25 protein-coding genes are annotated in these 20966 nt (G+C 51.7%); 11 read left to right on the forward strand and 14 right to left on the reverse strand.

Annotation, left to right across the window (positions count from 1 at the left end; all coding sequences use genetic code 11):
• Positions 1–389: 389 nt before the first annotated feature.
• On the reverse strand, positions 390–863 hold the full coding sequence (locus CFLAV_RS17700; RefSeq protein WP_007416160.1) for a tetratricopeptide repeat protein: 474 nt from the start codon (positions 861–863) through the stop codon (positions 390–392).
• Positions 864–987: 124 nt separating this feature from the next.
• Here CFLAV_RS17700 and CFLAV_RS17705 point away from each other — a divergent pair, with 124 nt between their 5' ends.
• The 3 genes from CFLAV_RS17705 to CFLAV_RS17715 all read left to right on the forward strand — a co-directional run bounded on the left by CFLAV_RS17705 (position 988) and on the right by CFLAV_RS17715 (position 4778).
• Entirely contained in the window at positions 988–1785 is a 798-nt protein-coding gene (locus CFLAV_RS17705; RefSeq protein ID WP_007416161.1) for an HAD family hydrolase, read from the forward strand.
• Positions 1786–2011: 226 nt separating this feature from the next.
• Complete coding sequence (locus CFLAV_RS17710) at positions 2012–3835, forward strand: 2-oxoacid:acceptor oxidoreductase subunit alpha (protein WP_007416162.1); 1824 nt, start codon at positions 2012–2014, stop codon at positions 3833–3835.
• A gap of 28 nt (positions 3836–3863) precedes the next feature.
• Positions 3864–4778 (forward strand): thiamine pyrophosphate-dependent enzyme, encoded by a 915-nt coding sequence (locus CFLAV_RS17715; RefSeq protein ID WP_007416163.1) that lies wholly within the window; start codon positions 3864–3866, stop codon positions 4776–4778.
• A gap of 101 nt (positions 4779–4879) precedes the next feature.
• Here the strand turns inward: CFLAV_RS17715 and CFLAV_RS17720 are convergent, their stop codons facing one another.
• The 4 genes from CFLAV_RS17720 to CFLAV_RS17735 form a co-directional block, all read right to left on the reverse strand.
• Positions 4880–5209 carry a DUF5056 domain-containing protein gene (locus tag CFLAV_RS17720; RefSeq protein ID WP_007416164.1) on the reverse strand — a complete coding sequence of 110 codons (330 nt, stop codon included), beginning with the start codon at positions 5207–5209 and terminating at the stop codon, positions 4880–4882.
• Positions 5196–5750 (reverse strand): RNA polymerase sigma factor, encoded by a 555-nt coding sequence (locus CFLAV_RS17725; RefSeq protein WP_007416165.1) that lies wholly within the window; start codon positions 5748–5750, stop codon positions 5196–5198. Before CFLAV_RS17725 ends, CFLAV_RS17720 begins: the two co-directional genes overlap by 14 nt.
• Before the next feature lie 6 nt (positions 5751–5756).
• A complete protein-coding gene (locus CFLAV_RS17730; protein ID WP_007416166.1) occupies positions 5757–6362 on the reverse strand; it encodes a DUF6249 domain-containing protein in 606 nt (201 codons plus the stop codon).
• Positions 6363–6434: 72 nt separating this feature from the next.
• Positions 6435–6887: a hypothetical protein gene (locus tag CFLAV_RS17735; RefSeq protein WP_007416167.1), complete on the reverse strand. Its 453-nt coding sequence runs from the start codon at positions 6885–6887 to the stop codon at positions 6435–6437.
• 195 nt (positions 6888–7082) lie between these two features.
• On the opposite strand from CFLAV_RS17735, the gene CFLAV_RS17740 reads away from it, so the two are divergent.
• Positions 7083–8537: an MFS transporter gene (locus CFLAV_RS17740; protein ID WP_007416168.1), complete on the forward strand. Its 1455-nt coding sequence runs from the start codon at positions 7083–7085 to the stop codon at positions 8535–8537.
• Between the two features lie 12 nt (positions 8538–8549).
• Here CFLAV_RS17740 and CFLAV_RS17745 read toward each other — a convergent pair whose 3' ends face one another.
• The 4 genes from CFLAV_RS17745 to CFLAV_RS17760 are packed head-to-tail and all read right to left on the reverse strand — an operon-like array spanning position 8550 to position 10278.
• Positions 8550–9038, reverse strand: a complete 489-nt coding sequence (locus CFLAV_RS17745) for a methylated-DNA--[protein]-cysteine S-methyltransferase (protein ID WP_007416169.1) — start codon at positions 9036–9038, stop codon at positions 8550–8552.
• 8 nt (positions 9039–9046) lie between these two features.
• Positions 9047–9583: a hypothetical protein gene (locus CFLAV_RS17750; RefSeq protein WP_007416170.1), complete on the reverse strand. Its 537-nt coding sequence runs from the start codon at positions 9581–9583 to the stop codon at positions 9047–9049.
• A 10-nt stretch (positions 9584–9593) separates the two neighbouring features.
• The gene (locus CFLAV_RS17755; RefSeq protein WP_040549278.1) at positions 9594–9815 is read right to left on the reverse strand and encodes a hypothetical protein; all 222 of its coding nucleotides are present in this window, start codon (positions 9813–9815) and stop codon (positions 9594–9596) included.
• 10 nt (positions 9816–9825) lie between these two features.
• Complete coding sequence (locus CFLAV_RS17760; RefSeq protein WP_007416172.1) at positions 9826–10278, reverse strand: hypothetical protein; 453 nt, start codon at positions 10276–10278, stop codon at positions 9826–9828.
• A 235-nt stretch (positions 10279–10513) separates the two neighbouring features.
• Here CFLAV_RS17760 and CFLAV_RS17765 point away from each other — a divergent pair, with 235 nt between their 5' ends.
• The 4 genes from CFLAV_RS17765 (at position 10514) to CFLAV_RS17780 (ending at position 13500) form a co-directional block, all read left to right on the forward strand.
• Positions 10514–11197: a glutathione S-transferase family protein gene (locus tag CFLAV_RS17765; RefSeq protein WP_007416173.1), complete on the forward strand. Its 684-nt coding sequence runs from the start codon at positions 10514–10516 to the stop codon at positions 11195–11197.
• Positions 11178–12491, forward strand: coding sequence for a PhoH family protein (locus CFLAV_RS17770; protein WP_007416174.1), 1314 nt, complete (start codon positions 11178–11180; stop codon positions 12489–12491). The genes CFLAV_RS17765 and CFLAV_RS17770 overlap by 20 nt, the downstream gene beginning before the upstream one ends.
• Before the next feature lie 94 nt (positions 12492–12585).
• Entirely contained in the window at positions 12586–13119 is a 534-nt protein-coding gene (locus tag CFLAV_RS17775; RefSeq protein WP_150107474.1) for a DUF4149 domain-containing protein, read from the forward strand.
• 69 nt (positions 13120–13188) lie between these two features.
• Positions 13189–13500 (forward strand): PUR family DNA/RNA-binding protein, encoded by a 312-nt coding sequence (locus tag CFLAV_RS17780; RefSeq protein WP_007416176.1) that lies wholly within the window; start codon positions 13189–13191, stop codon positions 13498–13500.
• Positions 13501–13624: 124 nt separating this feature from the next.
• On the opposite strand, the gene rsfS is transcribed toward CFLAV_RS17780, so the two are convergent.
• Together rsfS and nadD are read right to left on the reverse strand one after the other, a co-directional pair.
• Positions 13625–14002 (reverse strand): ribosome silencing factor, encoded by a 378-nt coding sequence (rsfS, locus tag CFLAV_RS17785; RefSeq protein WP_007416177.1) that lies wholly within the window; start codon positions 14000–14002, stop codon positions 13625–13627.
• Positions 14003–14107: 105 nt separating this feature from the next.
• The gene (gene nadD / locus CFLAV_RS17790) at positions 14108–14692 is read right to left on the reverse strand and encodes a nicotinate (nicotinamide) nucleotide adenylyltransferase (RefSeq protein WP_007416178.1); all 585 of its coding nucleotides are present in this window, start codon (positions 14690–14692) and stop codon (positions 14108–14110) included.
• A 116-nt stretch (positions 14693–14808) separates the two neighbouring features.
• On the opposite strand from nadD, the gene CFLAV_RS17795 reads away from it, so the two are divergent.
• Positions 14809–15561 (forward strand): platelet-activating factor acetylhydrolase IB subunit, encoded by a 753-nt coding sequence (locus CFLAV_RS17795; protein ID WP_007416179.1) that lies wholly within the window; start codon positions 14809–14811, stop codon positions 15559–15561.
• Positions 15562–15609: 48 nt separating this feature from the next.
• On the opposite strand, the gene CFLAV_RS17800 is transcribed toward CFLAV_RS17795, so the two are convergent.
• A complete protein-coding gene (locus CFLAV_RS17800; RefSeq protein ID WP_007416180.1) occupies positions 15610–18018 on the reverse strand; it encodes a carbon starvation CstA family protein in 2409 nt (802 codons plus the stop codon).
• A gap of 58 nt (positions 18019–18076) precedes the next feature.
• Entirely contained in the window at positions 18077–18529 is a 453-nt protein-coding gene (locus CFLAV_RS17805; RefSeq protein WP_007416181.1) for a GNAT family N-acetyltransferase, read from the reverse strand.
• A gap of 79 nt (positions 18530–18608) precedes the next feature.
• Between CFLAV_RS17805 and CFLAV_RS17810 the strand changes: the two genes are divergently transcribed.
• Together CFLAV_RS17810 and CFLAV_RS32585 are read left to right on the forward strand one after the other, a co-directional pair.
• The gene (locus CFLAV_RS17810) at positions 18609–18890 is read left to right on the forward strand and encodes a Smr/MutS family protein (RefSeq protein WP_040549279.1); all 282 of its coding nucleotides are present in this window, start codon (positions 18609–18611) and stop codon (positions 18888–18890) included.
• 118 nt (positions 18891–19008) lie between these two features.
• Complete coding sequence (locus CFLAV_RS32585; RefSeq protein ID WP_007416183.1) at positions 19009–20196, forward strand: CHRD domain-containing protein; 1188 nt, start codon at positions 19009–19011, stop codon at positions 20194–20196.
• A 71-nt stretch (positions 20197–20267) separates the two neighbouring features.
• Here CFLAV_RS32585 and CFLAV_RS17820 read toward each other — a convergent pair whose 3' ends face one another.
• Entirely contained in the window at positions 20268–20966 is a 699-nt protein-coding gene (locus CFLAV_RS17820; RefSeq protein ID WP_007416184.1) for an O-methyltransferase, read from the reverse strand.

Here is a 20966-nt window from a genome sequence, read left to right on the forward strand (position 1 = left end):
CGATTCCAATCCTCCGCGCGAGCAATCAATTAATGGTGGAATGAGCAACGGTGTTAGTTTGCAAGAGTAAAATTTGGATTTTTAAGGAGGCGGTTCATGGGTAGTGTCCTAATTTGAGTGAAGAAGGTTGGGAACAAAATTGTGAATCTGAATTATACACGCCGCTAAAATTGCCACGACAATATATAGAACGAAAAGCCAAACCTTTAGCTGAGTTTTCTTTTCAAGTTTCATTTCTTCCCTTTCACCAAAAAGACATTCAAGTTTACCGCGTTTTCCTCTAGACCCATCATACTCTGATGACTCATTCCATCATTCCTTAATCCCCTTCCCATTCGTGCCTATTCGTGAAAATTCGTGGTTAAACCGCCTTTTTAGTGGAAGAAAAATCACTGCTTCTCCCCACCACCACCAATCGGCTTGTTCTTCTTCCACGGCATCTCAGGAAACTTCTCCCCCTCACCAATCTTCACCGGCGGCGCTTTCGGCTTGGCCAGTTCCAATTCCGGATCACCCGCTGGCGCTGTCGCTCCCGGAGCCGCCATGTTCCCTTTCCAGGAAGCAATGCGTGCCTGCAAACCATGATGTTCGGCAGTCTTTTTATCCCCCGATTTCATGTAGAAGAGCGACAAATTGGTATGCACCAACTGCTCATTCGGCTTCATTTTCTCCGCCTTGTGACCTTCTTCAATGGCTTTGGCATAGTCTTCCTTGCGATAATAAGCCATTCCCAATGAGAGCTGTGCGTCAAAAAAATTCGGGTCTTCAGCCAGTATCGCCTGAAACTTGGCAATCGCCCCGTCATAATCCGCCATGCTGAAATCATACATGGCATCGTCGTATCGCTCTTGGAGTACAGACATATTATTTTTTTGACCAAGTCACCCTATCGCAGCATTTTAGTCGCCGCAAGCGTTGTCCGTAACGCATGTTCCGTCCAGGTTTCCGGCACGCAACACGCAATACGCAACACGTTTTCGAATAATAATGAATTTACCGATTAAAATCATCTCCACCGACTTCGACGGAACCTTGTTCGCGGAATTTGAGAACCCGCCCATTCCGAAACACCTGCTAAAAATGATCGCCGACCTCCAGGCCCGGGGCGCAAAGTGGGTCATCAACACCGGTCGCGATATGTCCAGCCTGATGGAAGCTCTCGCCCGCTCGCACGTGGAGGAAAAGCCCGACTATCTGGTCCTGGTGGAACGTGAAATCCACTGCCACAAGGAAATGCAATATGTTGGCCTCGACGATTGGAATTCGACCTGCCACCGCGAACATGCCGAGCTTTTCGTGCGCGTTCGCCAGGATCTGCCACGCCTGGTAAGTTGGGTCGAATCCCAATACAAAGCCACTATTTACGAAGATCCCTACTCTCCGTTTTGCTTGATCGCGCAAAATAATGGTGATGCCGATGCGATCCACGCCTACATGGAGGATTACTGCAAGGAAGTCCCCAACCTTCAAGTTGTTCGGAATGACGTCTATGCTCGTTTTGCCCACACCAGCTACAACAAAGGCACTGCCCTCGCAGAACTCGGACGCCGCTTAGGCATTGCAGCGGAACACATTTTCGCGGCCGGCGATCATCTCAACGACATTCCCATGTTGCACCAACGTTATGCGCGTTATCTCACCGCACCCGCAAACGCGATACCAGTGGTCAAGGAACTCGTGCGTTCGCAAAACGGTTTTGTGAGCGAGCTCTTTCAAGGCCACGGAATCGCTGAAGGGTTGAAATTCCACCTCGAAAAAAGTGGGGTGAATCACTACCAATTTTAATACATAGGGCCAGAAAAATTAGCAGGCCTAATCATCAAATTTTTGTTACGAATGATGCATAAAGTTGGCTTTATGTAAACTACTGATAATAAGCCACATACTCATCCAATTTACCATTGCATGAGTGGGTGCTCGCTGGTAGTGTAATAGTGCATTGATGCCGCGTTGCTGCTAAGCCGCAGCGGCAATTTTGCCTAACACTTTAGACAATTTAATTGAACTTTTCATGAGCGAAGCAACTTTGCCGACCCAGTCTCAGGGCGGCGCACCCAAGGTCTCCAAGATATCCGAGGCGGTCATCCGCATCGCAGGCAATTCCCAGGACGGTATTCAAGCCATTGGCGGCTTCCTGGCCCGTCTCGCCGGTCGTAGCGAACAGGAAGTCATGACCTTCATGACCATTCCTGCAACAATCTCCGGCGGTCCTTCTATTTTCCAGGTCCGCATCGGCTCCGGCGAAGTGCTCAGCTCTGGTGATGACGCAGATGTGCTCCTCGCTTTCTACCAACACTCCTACGAAGGCCACATTGGTTCGCTCAAAAAAGGCGGTATCGTTCTTTACGATTCTGATCACGTGGAAGCCAAACCCGAACTTCAGGCGGACTATCACCACGTCGGCGTTCCCATCTCCGGTCTGACTGTTGAAGCCATCGGCGGCACTGCCAAGGACAAAGGTAAAAACATTTTCGCTCTCGGTTTGATCGCCAAGATGTTCGACCTGAATGTTCCCAAGCTCGAGAAACTGGTTGGCGAACGTTTCACCGGCAAGGACCCGAGCATTCTCAATAATGCTCTCGCCGCTTTCCACGCCGGCTATAGCCATTCTCTGGGCAATGTCATCGAGACTTTCAAGTTTGTTGACGCCGCCAAGAAAAATGGTCATCAGGTGGTCATGAACGGTAACGAAGCCATCGGCTTCGGCCTCATCGCCGCCGGTGTTCGCTTCGGCGCTGGTTATCCCATCACTCCCTGGTCCGACATCATGGAACTCCTGCGTCGCGAGTTGCCCAAATACGGCGGCACTTTCGTGCAGTGCGAAGATGAAATCGCCTCCATCTCAATGGCTATCGGCGGCAGTTATGGCGGCCGTGTCGCAGTCACTGGTTCCAGCGGTCCTGGCATCTCGCTTAAGACTGAAGCGCTCGGCTGGGCGGTCATGGCTGAAATTCCCTTGATTGTTGTCGATATCCAACGCGGCGGCCCTTCCACGGGCATGCCAACGAACGTCGAACAGTCCGACTTGAACATCGCCTGTTTCGGCGGTCACGGTGATTCTCCCCGCGTAGTCATCGCTCCGGCCAACGTTGAAGATTGTTTCTACATGGCAATCGAAGCCGTGAATATCGCCCGTAAATACAATGTTCCGGTCATCTTGATTTCGGATCAAGCCATCGCCACCCGTATCGAAGCTTTTGAAGAACCGAATCTCGAGAAGGTTTGCCAGGACATCACCCCTGATCTGACCCCGGTCGCCGATCATAAGCCTTACGATCTTTCAACTGCCGACGGCGTCACTGCTCGCGTAGTGCCTGGCACTCGCATCGAGAGTGGCAAATATCCCATCGCCACCGGTCTTGAGCACGACGAAATGGGCCATCCCACCGGTTCGCCCAAACTGCACACCCAGATGACGGCCAAGCGCCGCAAGAAACTCCAGGCTCTCGGTGCTTCACTGCCCATCCCGAAACTCCATGGCCCTTCGGAAGGCAATGTCCTCCTGGTTGGCTGGGGTTCCACCGAAGGTCCAATCAAGGAAGCCGTCGACCGCGCCCGCGCGGCCGGTGACAGCGTTTCTTCGATTCATATCCGCCACATCAATCCATTGCCTCCCGGCTTGGAAAACATCTTCGCCGGCTTCAATCACGTGCTCGTGGTCGAAATGAACGATGAAGGTCTCTACGGCTACGGTCAGCTCGGCGGTTTGCTCCGCGCCCGCTACGGTGATTCAAAGATTCGCGGCCTGAACAAGACCGACGGCTTGACCTTCAAGGTCAAGGAAATCGTTGAAAAGGCTCGCGCCACTGTCGCGACCGGTATGCGCAAAATGTAATTCAACCCATTTCAATATATTATTTAATATGAGTTCCACCATTTCTGCCGTTCCCGCTCCCGCAAGCGAAGAGCGTAAAGGCCTTACTAAAAAGGAAATCTCAGCCGATCATCCTACGTGGTGCCCCGGTTGCGGTGACTTCTCCGTCCTCGCTCTCTATTTCAAACTCATTGAAAAGCGCAAGCTCTGGCACGAAAAGATCACTACGGTAGCCGGCATCGGTTGCTCCAGCCGTTTCCCCTACTTCGTCCAGGCACATGGCGTCCATTACATTCATGGTCGCGCCCTTCCCTTCGCCAGCGGGATCTCGCTGAGCCGCCCTGATCTCCACCTATTTGTGTTTGGTGGCGACGGCGACGCGTTCTCCATCGGCGGCAACCATTTCAATCACACCGCTCGTAAGAACATCAAGCTGACTTACGTCGTTATGGACAACTGGGTTTACGGCCTGACCAAAAAGCAGACCTCGCCCACCTCGCCCATTGGCTTCAAGAGCAAGACCGACTTGACTGGTGCCTTGGATCAGCCGATTAACCCGATGAAGCAGGCCATCGCAGCCGGCGCCACCTTCGTCGCCCGCACGACTCACACCAACCCGAATCACGTGTTGCAGATGATGGAAGCCGCCATGGACCATGATGGCTTCAGCTTCATCGAATGCTTGAGCGAATGCGTGGAATTCTATGAAGGCGCTTTTGATTCCTCCAATCCGCGCAAGGGTGGTGTCTTCAACACCGTTCCTGCAGACCATGACGTGACCGACGAAATCGCTGCCTATAAGCTCGCTGGCGAACCATTCCCCGGCCACTTCGGCATTTTCTACAAGAATACCCGTCCGACCAAGAATGCGAACGAACAGAAGATCATCGCTGCCGCTCGCGAAAAGGTAAATGGCCTCAAGGATCACCAGATCCTGCAAAAGACTTTCGATCGCTTGAAATAAGTGATCCCCTGAAATGTCAAAGCCCCAACGCAAGTTGGGGCTTTTTTATTTTATAGCGACTATTACACACACTCTTATGACTGGGACCAGCAACTCGTAAATTATCCTTCCTCGTTAAACCCGCTCACAACCCCCCAGATGATTGCAATCGCTACCACCACCAACGGCAACAACCCAAGCAATGTGGTTAAAAGCGGGAATCCCGGACCCGATTGATCGCCAGTTAAAATCTCCGTCCCGCGCAGGAACCAGGCTGCCAAAACAAGTCCGAGCAATGCTGAACCGGAAAGCAAAATGACGCGAAACGTGAGGACGCGTTTGCGCTTCGGCAGGGACATCATCACCCGCGCAGTAAACCCGCAATCCTCGACGTAGGTCTCCTGCTCTTTGAGCAACAAATCCAATGGATCATCTGTATCAGGCGGATTCATAATTTTGATATTCCAACATCAGTCGCTTCCGCAGCTTTTCCTTTCCTCTCAGCACATTGGTTTTAACCGTTCCCAATGGACATTCCAAAACCTGCGCTGCCTCTTCATGCGTAAGACCGTTCTGACAACAAAGCACAACCGCAGCTCGCTCCGCCGAATTTAACAGCTTCATCGCCTCCGTCAAATCCATGCGCAGATTGCTGCTTCTGACTGAACTCTCCAGCATCGGCTCCATCGGCACGTCCGCCACCTCTTCCAAAGCCAGCTCTTTATTCCGCCGCGCCTCCATGCGGAACTCGTTATAGGCAATGCCAAACAACCACGTGGAAAAACGCGCGTCCCCACGAAAACCGCTCAACTTTTGCCACGCCTTCACAAATGCCTGCTGTGCCATGTCATCCGCCAGATGCGAATCACCCCTCGCCATGCGCGTGAGAAAGGCACGCACCGGCGATTGATAACGACGCACCAATTCGCCGAAGGCATTCTGATCCCCCAGCGAAATGGCGCGTGCAATAAGATCGGCGTCTGAAAAGGACACAAGGACCTATGACTCGATCGATTCCTTATTCTTCCGCTCCATCCTGGACACCATCAAAAAAGCTACCCCCAGAAAAAGAGGAACAAATCCCACCACACCCATTTCTGATGGCCCGTGATCGCCAAACATCGCCAGGCATATCAATCCAAACCCAACACCAATCAGTATCCATCCTTTTCGAAAGTCGTTTTGAATGCGCTGTGGCACTTTCCGTTCAGGTTTCGTCAACAATTCCGGCGGAATCGCAACTCCCTTCTCCACCATCATCCGTACGGTTTGATGGAGCATCTGATTCCGGCGATGCAGAAAGGAGAAAAAGATGGCGCAAACACCCACTATCGATGCAAAAACGACCGTCACGATTACAATTGGCACCAATATCAGCTTAAGTTCGTAGGTGATTAAGGGACGAACAACATAAGTCGGCCTGGTCTCATGAATCTGCCGGTCTTCCTGGGATCTGGGATTCTGGAGCGGTTGTGGCGCGGGCGGCACGACCACGGCGTTATTCGAGCTGTTCTCGTCTGAGTCATTGGTTTCGGCACATAACGGAACAACCGTTCCAGCCCAGATCAACAGCGCCATTGCCAGCATTTTTCCGATATATTTCATAGGTCTTGAGTTCTTGTTCATTTATCTCACAAGTTGGATGTGTTGAGCAGCATCTTTGGATTCAACTATCTATTAATTATTTGGCCGGGAGTGTGCGAAAACGCGCAAGACTCTTTCGTCCTGAAACTTGGTGTTCTGGGTGCTGACGTACCGTTCCGGGTGAATTTTTCGATCATTGGCAAATTTCGAGAACAAGTTTTCGGCCACAGCCCTCGTATCATCGTCCATTTCTCCGAGCAGTGAGTGAACCCTTATTATTTTGTCGTCGAAGCGCAACTGCAATACTTCTCGCAGTGAATTGATATCCCCCGTGTCAGCCCGGCATAACAGCGCATGGATTTGTTCTGCTTCCATGATATGGTTGAGCAGTTTTTCGTTGGTGGCGCGTTCAGCCACCAGTTCCATTTGTTCGCAGTAAGCTCGAAAGGCTATGGCTGCCATCGCACATACTGTCGACAGCATAACCACGAGCAAAATCTTCCGGATTGTTCCGCCCCAACACCTGAGGTCTGTTTTGTTTTTCATATATTCCATTTCCTTTGTGCAGATGAGATGCCGCCAATCCCGGAAATGGATTCAAAAAATTAGTTTCAGTCAGAATTGATAATGCTCTCGACTCTGGACTCGTAGAACAATGGAGAATCCCTTTGACGCCATAATAGCCTCTGCCTACCATGTAAAGATTAGCAGACCGCTTACTGCATTGATTAGAAGTAATTCATGAACCCAACTGCCGCCGGCGCCACCAGCATCAACTATCCTCCAGGTTTCCGTGCGCGCCGCGGTTTGAACTGGGGATTTCTTGGCCTGCTCTATACCTCTTTCTACATGTGCCGTTACAATCTATCGATTGCCAACGGCTCGATCAGCAAGGAATTCGGTTTCACCAAAGGCGAGTTTGGCCTCATAATTACCACTGCTCTCCTTGCCTATGCCTTCGGCCAGATTATCAACGGTTTATTGACCGATCGCATCGGCGGAAAACGCGCCATGATTATCGGTGCATCTGGCACCATTGTGATGAACATTCTTTTCGGCGCTGCCTCCTTCGCTGGAGTGTTGCATCCGGAACTCAGCGACGCCGCTCATCCAAATGGCCAATGGATGGCGCATTTCAATCTCTTCCACACCGAAATATTTTTTCGCCTTTTAATGCTTTTCGTGGCGATTCGCGGCATCGACGGCTATATGCAGGCATATGGCGCACCGGGAATGATCAAGATCAACACTGCATGGTTCAGCCGTCTCGAACGAGGCAGATTTGCCGGCATATTCGGCTTCATGATTAATCTGGGCCGCTTCGGCATCTTCAATCTTGGTCCTGCTTTGTTGGCCGGCTTCACCTTTCTCGGAATGTGGCAGGTGCATCCCTTGCACTGGCGCTGGCTGTTTTGGATCCCTTCAGCCATGTGCGCAATCGTCGCCATCGGCATGGCTCTGACGGTCAAGGAAACCCCGGAAGCTGCCGGCTTTCATGACACTCACGCAGCCGAGCCAGCCCCAACCGCGGCGGAAGCAAATCTCCGCTTTGGGCAGGTTCTCCTGAAAATCGTCAGCAACCCGACCATCTGGATTGTAGCTCTGGCCTATGCCTGCACCGGAGCAGTTCGCCAGGCCGTCGATCAATGGTTTCCCCGCTACATGCAGGATATGTATCAAATGGATCTAAAATCGGCCTCCTTCCAATGGCTTGGCTTTCTCATCCCCTTTGTCGCCTCGGCCGGGTCGCTGAGCTCAGGATATATTTCAGATGTTCTGTTCAAAGGCCACCGTGCTCCCGTGGCAGCCGGACTCTATTTTCTCGAGACGACGATCATTTTGCTGGCCGCCCAGTTCCACTCCGCAAATGCAGCGGTGGTTTTCCTCGTGCTGATTTCCCTTACCGCCAACTCCACTCATTCCATCCTCGGAACGGCTGCCGCCATGGATATCGGTGGCAGAAAAATGGCAGGCTTCGCCTCAGGTGTAATCGACTCCTTTCAATATTTCGGTGGCAGTCTGGCAGGAATCGCCCTGGGCAGGTTGCTGGATAACAGCCTTGGAAATTATTTTTACTTCATGGCTCCCTTCGGAGTTATTGGTGGACTCCTCATGATCTTTGCCTGGGGTAAAATGACTCCTAAAGCTACAACTAAACCAACTCCCTCACCGCTGCCAGTAGCCACGGCCAAGTAAAATACTTTCGTTCTATTGAAAGTATTGCGCCCGCTCGCGCCCCAACAATCTGCGCTTCCAATCCATCCCCCCGGAGAAACCTCCGATCCTGTGATGGGCAGCCAGCACTCTATGGCATGGGATAAGGACGGGTATCGGATTCGCTCCACAAGCTCCACCTACTGCGCGCACAGCTTTGGGTCTCCCGATTATGGCGGCAATTTCTCCATAGCTCCTGGTCTGGCCTGTTTTGATTTGCCGCATCGCTTGCCAGACACTCTGTTGAAATTCTGTTCCCACAGCCAGGTCCATGGGAGGCAATTTTTCTGGCACCCTTCCGTGTAAGACCTCCTTCAAGGCTTTCGCTGTAATATCATGCCACTCGCTCACCCGCACGGCAGATGCCGCCTCTGAAACAAACTGTTCCCTCGACGTTTCAGGAAAATTTAATCGAGCCAATCCCTGCTCGGAATAAGTCGCAACAAAGTCCCCATCTTCGGTATGAATCACCAGGCTTTCCATGAACCGCCTCAATGATTCTTCACAAACATGACGATAATTCCCAGCAGACCGAGGAACAGCAGGATAAAAAAGAATAGAAACCGATTCCGCGCCACGCGCTTCTCATACCGCATCGGCCTCAATCCTTGAATGCTGCCTGCGGCCAGATAGCTGACCAGCTTGGGATTGGCTGTCGATGGTCCGCGAAAGTGATTCTTTATCCGCCGCAGTAGCGCTGCGAGATCATACTTGCGAACCCCCAGCTCATTATAATGTTCGGATGTGGTTTCCGGCTCCCCTTGGGACTTGAGCCGGTTTTGATTCACCTCTTCAAACACCGGTTCACCGGGTGTTGGCTGAGGGGCTCCGGGTTTGGCAATCGAAGCGGATGATTGATCTGCGGGTCCGGCAGCAGAACGGGTTTTCGAAGTTGATTCTTCCAGCTCTTCACTTTTCTCCACGTGGGTGCTGAGCCGCTTGATTTGAGATTCAAGGGCAGCAATCTGCTCATTCAGCGCCCGTGCGCGTTCATTGATGGGATCAGCTTTTTTCTTGAACCATCCCATGGGGAAAATCTTAATGATGTTGTGACAAAATCACCAGCAGAGCGGCGAACGCCAGGGAAGCCACAAGGGCCAGTGGCCAGGTAAGCGCCAATCCCAACTTGCAAAGTTGAACAAAACTTTGATTGGCAAATAATGATTTCGCCTGACTCCGTCCACCGCCGGATTCAGCGCCTTCTTCCATCGCCTTGCCTGAAAGGATGGAAAACTTTAACCGTGCAGCGTTCCACTCCATGCGGGCATTTTCAATGGTTGTCAGCGCCCGGGTCAGTTCCACACTGAAGTTCTCCTTGTTCCAGGTTTCTTCGTGGAGAAACTCTACTTTCAGCAACGCATCCTTCAGGTCGGCCCAGGGTCTTGGACATTTGCTCGGCATCACGTCTGGCATTGAATTCAGCCTCTTCCAACAGGCCCACGCCACGGGTCAGGTTTTGAACCATTTCTTCCCGGCCATTCTGGTATTCCGACTGGCGTCGGCGCGTTTCCTCCAAAGCCGCCCGCTCGCGTTCGAGCTGCTCCTGGACTCGCTTGAGCTCCGCCAGTTTCTGCTGGGTTTCCCCGACTTTGGAATCCACTTCCTCACGCGTAGGAGGACGATTTGCCCCACCCCAGGCACCGGCACCCGCATTCTGCGGAGTCTGGGGCCCGGATTGGTAATCGTTATCCACAAAATCTGTCGCATCAAAGTCCGAGGACATGACGCAACTTTAGACTTTGACATCCAGACTGTAAAGCAGTCTATTCTCCGAAACGGCCCGCATTTCGGCGCTTTTTATCGGATTCCCTGATCATGCAAAAAACCGGGTGAAAAAATACTTTTTCCAGCCCGGGAATTCCACTTGTCAGCCACTTTGGCTGGATTTAACCTAATCTCGTGCCCGTTAAATCGCCCTGCTCTAATGACCCCTCAAGCCAGATTGGAAATCATTTACCATGGTTGAATTAATTCAGTTTCCCTGGAGCCCTTTTTGCATAGTCCAAAGGCGAATCCTGGAATATTCTGGAGTCTCTTTCAAAATCACCAATATCCCCAGTTCAGACCGCTCAATGGTTTGGCGTTTGACCAGGGAGCGCTACTACGGTGTTCCTGTCATTCGCGATGGTCGCAATATCGTTTTCGAAACCGACAATAATTCCCAGGTCATTGGCAAGTATTTGGATGACCGGTTCAGACTCGGCCTTTTCCCGCATGAATTGGAGGGACTGCAATACCTCATTTGGCGCAATATTGAAGATGAGATCGAAGATTTGACTTTCCGGCTCAACGACATCTACTGGAAGGAGATGGTGCCAGCGAAGGAACAGGTTGCGTTTTTACGTCATAAGGAACGCAAGTTTGGTCGTGGCTGTATCGACCAGTGGCATTCCCAGCAGAAGGCATTCATAGCCGAGCTGACTCATCGACTGCTTCCCTATGACCAGATGCTCATGGACAAGCCATTCCTGCTGGGTGAGCAACCTCGCTTCGTCGACTTTGACCTTTACGGCATGCTGGGCAATTTTCTTTATTCGGGACACTACCGACTGCCGGCATGTCATGCCCGTCTAAAGAAATGGTACCAGCGCATTGAAAACATTAAATTCGAAAAATCCTCACGTGAAAAATTACGTTCTTGATACCAATGTCCTTCTCCATGATCCAAACAGCCTGCTAAACTTCGAGGATAACAATGTCCTCATTCCCATCGAAGTCATTGAGGAAATTGATCGCTTCAAACGTGAATCTTCCGAGTTAGGTCAAAACGCCCGCACAGTCTCGCGTTCCCTCGACAGCTTGCGCGAACAGGGCAGCCTGAACGAAGGAGTTGAACTCGAAAATGGCGGATGCCTTCGCATCATATTTCAAAAGAAGCTAAAGAGCGACACCACCCAGGCTATCTTCACAGACAACACGGTCGACAATCGCATTTTAAGCCAGGCCCTGGCTATTCAGAAAGCTCATCCCAAATCCCACACGATCCTGGTCAGCAAAGACATCAATCTTCGCATCAAGGCAGATGCTTTGGGCCTTCAGGCTGAGGATTACGAAACCGATCGCATCCAGATCAAAGACCTTTACACCGGGATGTTGGAGATGATGGTCAGCGCAGAAAAAATGGCCGCGTTTCGCACCAACGGAGAATTGGAATTGAATGGTGGCAACACCTACTTCCCCAATGAGTATTGCACGCTCATGGAGGAAACAAATCCCAAACGCACGGCTTTGACCAAGGTGGATCCAACGGGCAAAAAACTCGTTCCCATCATCGACAACCGTGAAGGAGTCTGGGGCATCAAACCGCGCAATCGCGAACAGCATTTTGCTTTTGACGCTCTGCTGGATGATCGCATCAAATTGGTCACCTTGATGGGTAAGGCAGGCACGGGCAAAACTCTTATGGCCATGGCTGCCGGTTTGAAAAAAACCGTATTGGATCGTGAGTTTCGCCGGCTGGTGGTTGCCCGCCCCACCATTTCTATGGGCAAGGAACTTGGATTTTTGCCAGGCTCGTTGGAGGAAAAATTGGCGCCTTGGATGCAGCCAATTCATGATGCCCTGGAGATGCTCAGTGACTTGAACATGGGCCAGGAAAGCCGTCGCAGCAATGATCTCATGCGCTCCGGCAGCATCGTGGTGGAAGCCTTAAGCTACATCCGGGGCCGCAGCATCGCCCACCAGTTCATGGTCATTGATGAAGCCCAAAACCTGACTCCGCTTGAAGTGAAGACCATCATCACCCGCGTCGGGCACGGAACAAAGATTATCTTTACCGGCGATCCTTATCAGATCGATAACCCTTACGTGGACTCCTCCTCGAACGGGTTCAACTATATCATCAGTAAGTTCCGCTCTCAGGCGATAGCTGCCCATATCGAACTACAAAAGGGCGAACGCTCGGAATTGGCTGAATTGGCCGCCAATCTCTTGTAACTGTCCTCAATCAGGCAAATCCAGCGCCGTTTCAACTAAATCTTGTGTTGAAACGGCGCTTGGCAGAAGCCCTAATGTTCTCTATACTGTTTAAGTGACTGGCTTCTTGAGAGTTATGGGAGTCGTGAACGCCGCGATCTGGTTTGGCGCGGCAATCTTCTTCACCGCAGTGATCGGACCCGCAGTTTTTTCCCAGGAAACGCACAAACTTTTTGGAGAAACCGCCTTTCCTTACTATGCGGGCGGAATTGCCATGATCATGATCCGGCGCTATTTCCTGCTCCAAATAATCTGTGCCGCAGTTGCTCTTTTGCATTTCCTCCTCGAGAAGATTTCGTTTCAAAGGAAGTTGACCCGATTCACCCTCATTCTGCTCCTAAGTCTTTTCGGACTTGGCTTGATCGGTAGATTTGGATTTTACCCCAAAATGGAGGCTCTGCGGCAAACAATGTATTTCGGCCAGACGGCCGAACAGAAAGAGAAAGCCCGCTCCACTTTTGGTGCCTGGCACGGCTTTTCCCAGGTCGTGAACCTGGTCATGATCGGCGGGCTCTTCATCTATCTCATACAGCTCAATAAACCAGTGGAATCGGTTCGTTACGGCGGGGTTACAAAGTTCCGAGGTTGACAAATCCGGAACGTGTCCGACCTTGTAAAGGAGAGGAATGCCCTGGGTGGGCATCTAAAGAAAAAGCGTATGATTTCAAATGACCGTCCGTCACCTTACGGGAATCGTTCTTACGGGTCTTTTCCGCCAAAGCCACCTGTTAACGAGGAGACAATCAAGACGGATAAAATTCAAATTGAGCGCAAAACATTTGTGTTTACGCTGAAGGAGAATCCACGCGGCCGTTTTCTCCGCATTACTGAAGATGTTGGCGGCAGACGCGATACGATCATTATTCCAGCTCCAGGTCTGGAGGACTTCAAGAGGCTGCTCGATGATATGGTAAAGGCTTCAGGCGATAGTCCACCCAAAGCTGAAGAGGAAGGAACTCAACCAGAATAATGGATTGAGTTCTTTGCAGGCATCTACACCAAAAAGCAAATAATCGATAAGGTTCACCGCTTTTTCAAAAAAGCGTCAGTCAGCCGTTATTTTTAAATGCGTCTGGACGTAAAACTTGGTCACACTAACCAGCTTCAGACACTGCCGCCTTGGCCTTACGACGGGGCTTAATTTTTGGCGCATCGCCCCAGAGTCCTTCGAGATTATATTTTTCTCGAACGTCTGACTTCATGACATGCACGATCACGTCAAAATAATCCAATACAACCCATGCCGTTTGCAGCGTGCCATCCACGGCTCTTGGCCTCAGATTGTGTTCTGTATGTAGCCTTTCCGTGATTTCATCCATGATCGCACGCAAATGCGGCTCACTGGTTCCCGAAGCCACTACGAAATAGTCCGTGACCGTGGAAAGCGCCCGCACATCCATGATCACAATGTTCTCCGCTTTACGGTTATCAGCCAATTCCCGGCAAAGTAATGCCAACTTTTTCGAATCCATCTAACGGAACAATGGCTCATCTTGGCGGAGAAGTCATCTCATAAATAGTTGCCAATCGACAGCCGGTAATAAGGGATGCTTTTACGCCGCCTCTGCCCAAGGCGCTCACAGATAAAGCTTATAATTGCGTATGGCCTCCGCCACAGCCGGAGCGACAAGATTATCTATCGACAAGCCCATTCTCACCCGTTCACGGATCTGGGAGGCCGATACGCCCAAAGGAAAACCTTGTAACGAATGTCCCCGAAACTCTCCGGGGAACACTGCTTCAGGTTGGCCAGGCCGTGGAATGACAATGAACTTCAGTAACCGCGCCAGTTCCTCCGACTCTCTCCATTTATGCAACGAAGACACGTGATCGGCTCCAATGAGGTAATACAACTCCGCATCCCCAAACCGCCCGACATAATTCCTGACCGTATCAATCGTGTAGGAAACTCCACCCCGCGCGATCTCCTGCTCATCTATTTCGTAGTTGCTTTTGCCAGCCAACGCCAGACGCAGCAAGCGGAGTCGTTCAGCGGCTGGCGTAGGTGCCATGCCCGGCTTGAACGGGGATTGCGCAGCGGGAATAAAAAACAACCGTTCCAACCCCATCTCTTCACAGGCAGCCTGCGCCACCAGCAGATGGCCTAGGTGCACCGGATCAAAAGACCCGCCGTAAAGACCTATTTTCTTCTTCGTGCTCACACCGAAGCAAGGTTCAAAGCCCGAACGCCATCGGTCAAGCTCAACTTCATCTGAATAAAATCCTCAGTTTAAAAGAAATCCTTGCCACAATTCACTTTTCCTCTTTTTCTTAAATCATGAAATTTCGCACAATTCTTTATTCCCTCCTCCTTTGTTCAGCCACAACCATCTCCTTCGCCCAAACGTCCACTAACAAGCCGGACGCTAAACCTTCAGTTGCCGCCGAATCACCAATTATCCCCGTACCTCGCGAGGGCAAACCCTTTCAGCGCTATCAGGCCTTAAACGAGCGCGTGAAAACAAACCAGGGCGACCTGGACGTGCTCTTCGTCGGCGATTCCATCACCCAAGGATGGGAAGGTAACGGCAAAACAGTCTGGCAGAAATATTACGGCTCCCATAAAGCGGTGAACATCGGCATCGGTGGTGACCGCACCGAGCACGTCCTCTGGCGCCTGGAACATGGCAATGCCGATGGCATGAAGCCAAAAGTCACCGTGTTGATGATCGGTACCAACAACTCCGGCAAAGGACGCAACACTCCTTCAGAAATTGTTGAAGGCGTTACCGCGGTGGTTCACAAACTCCAGGAAAAATTTCCAGAAACTAAAATTCTGTTGCTTGGCATTTTCCCTCGTGGAAAAGACTTTAATGAACAACGCGGAGACATCAACCAGGTAAATCAGGCCATCCACAAACTTGAAGACAACCAAAAGGTGTTCTTCCTCGACTTCGGCCAGGTCTTCATCAATGCCGATGGCTCCATCTCCAAGGACATCATGCCCGACTACCTTCACCCCAACCAAAAAGGTTACGAACTCTGGGCCGAAGCCATGGAGCCAAAGCTGAAGGAACTTCTGGCGAAATAAATCCGTTCAGGCTTGTTCCACTACCGCTTGCTGCTGTTCCCAGCTCGATCAGCAGCAGCGGTTGATCCCATCAAAACGCTTCTCGGTGACTTCCACGTAAAGTTGCTCCGGTGTCTTCTGGCCGCAAATCTCAGTTCCTCCCGCGAGCAAATCCACCCGCACCTTGCCTTCTCTAGGCGACACGCAATTACAGGCTGCCGCCTGTTTCTGAGCGCGTTCTAAATGCGCCTCACCTGACAACTCCTTCAGCAAGGCAAAGCCCAAAGTAATCAGTCCAACAAGGTGCAACGGCTTCGCTTCTACAATTGAATAATCCGGCAACCAGACGGGCTCGCTCTCTCGCAAAGTCGCCAGCTTCTTTCGCGCCAGTAGCAACACCCATTCGCGCACGCTTAACACCACAATCAAAGTGACCAGTAACAGAAATATCGCCACCACCACTGTATCGACAATCTGGTTCACCCGCTCGATCCGATTATTCCGCACGGCCTGCTCCGCCTTCTTGATTGCCTCAGCATCTCCGCTGTTCTGCAACGCACTGGCCGCCGCCTGTAACGCCGGCAACTTCCCGTCCAGCTCAGTCGCAATCTGCAAAAATCCTATGCGCGGAAAATTCGGGCGATCCTCGTGATGCAATATCTTCTGATAACCCGCCGTCATCGTCACTGCCAGCAACCAGATTAATGGCACCAATGTCGCCAGCGCCAAAACCGGCCTGCCAGCGTCGGAGGTTAAACCTTCACCGCTGGACTTGGTTGCTGGTTGCAATTGCATCTTCAGAATAATCGTTGTCGCCAGGCATAGCGCTATCGCGGCCAGTAGCTGGTTCGCGATCCCGAACAATGGCCATAACGCCTTCACGCCACCGTTCGGATCCAACACTCCCTGAATCAGAAAATAGCCCCAGCCCGCAACCATCAAAATACTCGCCACTACATTGGCAGCCACGCTCTTCGTATCGCCCAAAGGTTTCCACAAGCCCCCCAACATGTCCTGCAATAAGTAACGTCCCACTCGCGTTCCGGCATCAAGGGTTGTCAAAATAAACAACGCTTCAAACATCACCGCGAAGTGATACCAAAGATCCAGCCACCTGCCGTGCGTCACTTTCGAAAGTATCTGCGACATCCCCACCGCCAGCGTCGAGGCTCCGCCCGTGCGACCAAACAGCGTCTTCTCCCCGCTCTGAACGGCTAGTTCCTGCATGTGATCCACTGTAACTGGAAAACCCCACGCACTTACTTTTGCCACCGTGGCTTCAGCGGGTCCTGGCACATTCATGCTCAGGTAAACGCCAGGATCCAGTGTGCATGCCGCCACCAGCGCCATGATCGCCACCAGCGATTCCAGACACATTGCGCCATAACCAATCGGCCGTGCATAACCTTCCCGCGTGATGATTTTCGGCGTGGTCCCACTCGCGATCAATGTATGGAAACCACTGATCGCCCCACAGGCAATCGTAATGAAACAAAATGGAAAAATCTTGCCAGGCACCACTGGTCCTGACCCATCCACAAAGTGCGTAAGCGCCGGCATATGCAATTTGGGCAACACCAAAAAAATTCCCACCACCAACGCAAAAATCGTCCCCAACTTCATGAACGTGCTTAAATAATCGCGCGGCGCCAACAGCAGCCAGACGGGCAACACACTCGCCGCCAGACCATAAATAAGAATCGTCCACGCCAGATTCATGGCGCTCATGGTAAACACCGAACTCCAATACGCATCTCCGTGCACAAACCGTCCACCCCAAACCGCCAGCAAAAGCAAAGCGACACCAAACACTGATGCCTCCATCACCTTCCCCACCCGCACGAAGCGCATGTATCCGCCCATGAACATTGCAATTGGAATGGTGGCTCCCACCGTGAATACACCCCACGGACTTTCCGCCAGCGTCCTCACCACCACCAATGCCAGCACGGCCAGCAAAATAATCATGATTGCCAGAATCGCGATCATCGCGACGTATCCCGCCGCGGAGTTCAACTCCTCCTTCACCATTTGTCCAAGCGATTTCCCATTGCGCCGCATGGAACTGAACAGAATAACGAAATCCTGCACCGCCCCTCCCAGCACGACACCAATCAAAATCCACAATGTCCCGGGCAGATACCCGAACTGCGCTGCCAATACCGGCCCGACCAATGGCCCCGGTCCAGAGATCGCCGCAAAATGATGGCCAAAGACAATCCACTTGTTGGTCTTCACGAAATCCTTGCCGTCATCATGCACCTCACAAGGCGTTGCCCGCCGGTCATTCAACATCAAAACACTCGCCGCGATCCATTTGGAATAAAACCGGTAACCAATCGCATAAGTGCAAACCGCAGCAATGAGGATGTAAATCGAATTGAGCGCTTCCCCGCGATGGAACGCCAAAGTCGCATAGGCCCATCCTCCAGCAATCGCCAGGATGAGCCAAAACAATGTAGTGGCCAGTTTCTTCATCGATCAAATGTGTAGCATTAGACTTTTAACCAGAATCAGGGCCTCCCGACTAGGGAATTTAGCGAATCGCCTTCTCAAAAATTCGATAGTGCGTCTCCTCCATCCCGAGCTTGGAGTACGCCCGGTGCGCCCTGCTGTTCTCCTTTTCCACATACAACCGCAACGAACACACCTCTCCTGATTCCTTCGCCAACCGCTCCACGTGCTCAAATAGCGCTTTGAACACTCCCTGGCCCCGAAACTCTTCCTTCACGAAAACACTCTGTATCCACCAGATATTTCCATTGCGCCAATCGCTCCATTCGTAAGTGACCAATGTTTGCCCAACGACTCCCGCTCCCGTCTCTTCGGCAACGAAGTAAACCCCTTTGGCCGCAGCTTTCAGCAACGCCCCCACCCCTTTCCGCACGGTCTCCGGTGCGAGCTTCAGGTGCTCAGATTCCCATGCCAGCCGCAGGTTAAAATCAGCAACCACCTCTGCATCACTCAAATTGGCTGTGCGAATGTTCATAGCCATATTTTGATGATTTAATGGAAACGTTTAAAGCACGAAAACTTGTTTAGTCCCCAGCCATTCACCATATTTGATCATGGACGAAAACGAACCTGTCCAACTGCCGATCGACGGAGTTTTGGATCTGCACACCTTTCGACCGCGCGAGATCAAAGACCTTGTTCTTGACTACCTCGCCGCCTGTCAGGAGCGTGGCATTCTGCAAGTCCGCATCATTCATGGCAAAGGCAGCGGCAACCTCCGTCGCACGGTTCACTCCATTCTTGGCAAACATCCTGAAGTCATTTCCTATTCGCTCGATCATCCACAATTTGGTGGCTGGGGAGCAACCATCCTGACGCTACGAAAAAAAGCCTGAGACGTTTGGAGCCGGTTTTCCACGTTTTAAGTACGTAGGTATTCACCCCATACTGGAAATGCCCGGTTTATGGAAACACTTTGCCGTCGTTGAAAACCCTAACTAAAACGTACGGATTATGAAACAAGCGGCTACTCTGCTCCTACTCACCTCCTCGGTACTCATCTCTCATGCCGATATCGTAAAATTCACTTTGGGACCAAACGGCCTGAATCCTTCTAATGCAGTTCCAGCAGTAACCAACAGCACGGGTGCCGGGGACAAAATCTCTGGAGGCATCTGCTTTGATACCACAGCCGCCACTCTGAAATTTAATTTCGGCTATGGTTCCGCTGCGGGATTCAGTGATCTTACTGGCCCGGCTTCCTCCGTCCACATTCATGGACCTGCTTCCGCATTTGAAAACGCCGGTGTTCAATTTGACCTGACGCCCTTTTTGTTCCCGTCTATAGATCCTTCCAAAGGCGGCACAGTTTACGGCTCCTTGGGTATGAACTCCGAACAATCGTCCAATCTTCTCGCGGGACTTGATTATATCGAGATTCATACCACGGCAAATCCTGACGGAGAACTCCGTGCTCAGTTGATACCAGCCTTGGTCAGCAACACAGCCCCTGTGCTGCTCTGTCCCGGGGATGCCACGGTCGAATGCAACGGCCAACCGATCAACCTGACAGCTCATGTATCCGACGCTGAGGGAGATGCTTTGCAGGTGATTTGGAGCCTGAATGGTTCGCCCGTTCAAACCAACAACATCGCGGCCGGTGGCACGACCAATGGAGTCGACGTAGTCCTGGCAGCCAGCTTCGATCTGGGCACCAACATGGTTGGAATTGCCGTCTCCGATACTGCCGGTAATTCCACCTCCTGCTCCAGCACTATTGTAGTGCAGGATACCACACCTCCTGTAATCAGTGGATGCACCGTGAGTCCCAAGGTGCTCTGGCCGCCCAATCACAAGCTGATCCCTATCGACATCAAGATCCGTGCGCTCGATACCTGCGGCTCCGCCACTTGGAAAATCATTTCTGTCGAGAGCAATGAACCAGTGGGAAGCGGCAATGATGATACAAAAAAGAACGATCCGAAGGGCAAAGACAATGGCAAGGGCGGCAATGGCAGCGGCAATACCGCGCCGGACTGGATCATCACCGGTGATCATTGCGTTCAATTGCGTGCGGAACGCTCTGGAAAAGGCAAGGGCCGGATATACTCAGTTACCGTCCAGGCAACCGATGCAGCCGGTAATACTTCGGCCCCAAAAGTGTTGACGGTAACCGTGCCTCACTCGCAGAATGGCAAGTAATCAATCTCAGTAGTCGGAATCCATAACGAACGAGGGACCTGCAAAGGTCCCTTTTTCCTGTACCGACTTCGCTAACCCAATACGCGGCACATATGCACGCCGTCCCCAATGGAAAGCAGCACTGATTGCACTCGTTTGTCTTTGGCCAGCTTGCGGTTCAACTTATCAATCGCCTTCCCGTTCGGATGTTTGATGCGTCGCTTGGTCCCCAGCCTTCCGCCCCAGAGCATGTTATCAAATAATATCAACCCGCCGGAACGCATTCTGGGAAGCACTAATTCGTAATAAGTGTCATAACCCGGCTTGTCTGCATCGAAGAAAGCGAAGTCGAATTTGATCCCCGGCTCTAATTTCTTTAACGAATCAGCCCCAGGTCCCAGTCTCAGTTCAATTTTTTTATCCACGCCGGCTTTCTTCCAATACTTGCGGGCAACATTGGTCCACTCCTCGCTGGCATCCAGGCAGAGCAATTTGCCGCGCTCCGGCAAACCGCGCGCAATGCAGATGGAGCTGTAACCTGTGAAGGTCCCTATCTCGATGGCGTGTTTGGCGCCAATCGCGGCCACCAACATGGTCATGAAACTTCCCTGATCTCGTCCAATGGACATATGGGAATCTGCCTCAAATTTCTTTTGCGTTTCCGCCCGCAATGCATTCAACACGGCGTCCCCCTCCCGACTGCGCGCGTCAATCAGGTAGGTATAAAGCTTCTCGTTGAGCGGAACGTACTTCAATCCTTTGGTCCTACGATGCTTAAGGTGTGGCTTCAT

The sequence above is a fragment of the Pedosphaera parvula Ellin514 genome (assembly GCF_000172555.1).
In the GTDB taxonomy this organism is placed as follows: Bacteria; Verrucomicrobiota; Verrucomicrobiia; order Limisphaerales; family Pedosphaeraceae; genus Pedosphaera.

Coding starts and splice junctions, on each gene's coding strand:
- CFLAV_RS17700 (WP_007416160.1), bottom strand. CDS start 863: ATGTCTGTACTCCAAGAGCGATACGACGATGCCATGTATGATTTCAGC.
- CFLAV_RS17705 (WP_007416161.1), top strand. CDS start 988: ATGAATTTACCGATTAAAATCATCTCCACCGACTTCGACGGAACCTTG.
- CFLAV_RS17710 (WP_007416162.1), top strand. CDS start 2,012: ATGAGCGAAGCAACTTTGCCGACCCAGTCTCAGGGCGGCGCACCCAAG.
- CFLAV_RS17715 (WP_007416163.1), top strand. CDS start 3,864: ATGAGTTCCACCATTTCTGCCGTTCCCGCTCCCGCAAGCGAAGAGCGT.
- CFLAV_RS17720 (WP_007416164.1), bottom strand. CDS start 5,209: ATGAATCCGCCTGATACAGATGATCCATTGGATTTGTTGCTCAAAGAG.
- CFLAV_RS17730 (WP_007416166.1), bottom strand. CDS start 6,362: ATGAAATATATCGGAAAAATGCTGGCAATGGCGCTGTTGATCTGGGCT.
- CFLAV_RS17735 (WP_007416167.1), bottom strand. CDS start 6,887: ATGAAAAACAAAACAGACCTCAGGTGTTGGGGCGGAACAATCCGGAAG.
- CFLAV_RS17740 (WP_007416168.1), top strand. CDS start 7,083: ATGAACCCAACTGCCGCCGGCGCCACCAGCATCAACTATCCTCCAGGT.
- CFLAV_RS17745 (WP_007416169.1), bottom strand. CDS start 9,038: ATGGAAAGCCTGGTGATTCATACCGAAGATGGGGACTTTGTTGCGACT.
- CFLAV_RS17750 (WP_007416170.1), bottom strand. CDS start 9,583: ATGGGATGGTTCAAGAAAAAAGCTGATCCCATCAATGAACGCGCACGG.
- CFLAV_RS17755 (WP_040549278.1), bottom strand. CDS start 9,815: ATGGAGTGGAACGCTGCACGGTTAAAGTTTTCCATCCTTTCAGGCAAG.
- CFLAV_RS17760 (WP_007416172.1), bottom strand. CDS start 10,278: ATGTCCTCGGACTTTGATGCGACAGATTTTGTGGATAACGATTACCAA.
- CFLAV_RS17765 (WP_007416173.1), top strand. CDS start 10,514: ATGGTTGAATTAATTCAGTTTCCCTGGAGCCCTTTTTGCATAGTCCAA.
- CFLAV_RS17780 (WP_007416176.1), top strand. CDS start 13,189: ATGATTTCAAATGACCGTCCGTCACCTTACGGGAATCGTTCTTACGGG.
- rsfS (WP_007416177.1), bottom strand. CDS start 14,002: ATGGATTCGAAAAAGTTGGCATTACTTTGCCGGGAATTGGCTGATAAC.
- CFLAV_RS17795 (WP_007416179.1), top strand. CDS start 14,809: ATGAAATTTCGCACAATTCTTTATTCCCTCCTCCTTTGTTCAGCCACA.
- CFLAV_RS17800 (WP_007416180.1), bottom strand. CDS start 18,018: ATGAAGAAACTGGCCACTACATTGTTTTGGCTCATCCTGGCGATTGCT.
- CFLAV_RS17805 (WP_007416181.1), bottom strand. CDS start 18,529: ATGAACATTCGCACAGCCAATTTGAGTGATGCAGAGGTGGTTGCTGAT.
- CFLAV_RS17810 (WP_040549279.1), top strand. CDS start 18,609: ATGGACGAAAACGAACCTGTCCAACTGCCGATCGACGGAGTTTTGGAT.
- CFLAV_RS32585 (WP_007416183.1), top strand. CDS start 19,009: ATGAAACAAGCGGCTACTCTGCTCCTACTCACCTCCTCGGTACTCATC.
- CFLAV_RS17820 (WP_007416184.1), bottom strand. CDS start 20,966: ATGAAGCCACACCTTAAGCATCGTAGGACCAAAGGATTGAAGTACGTT.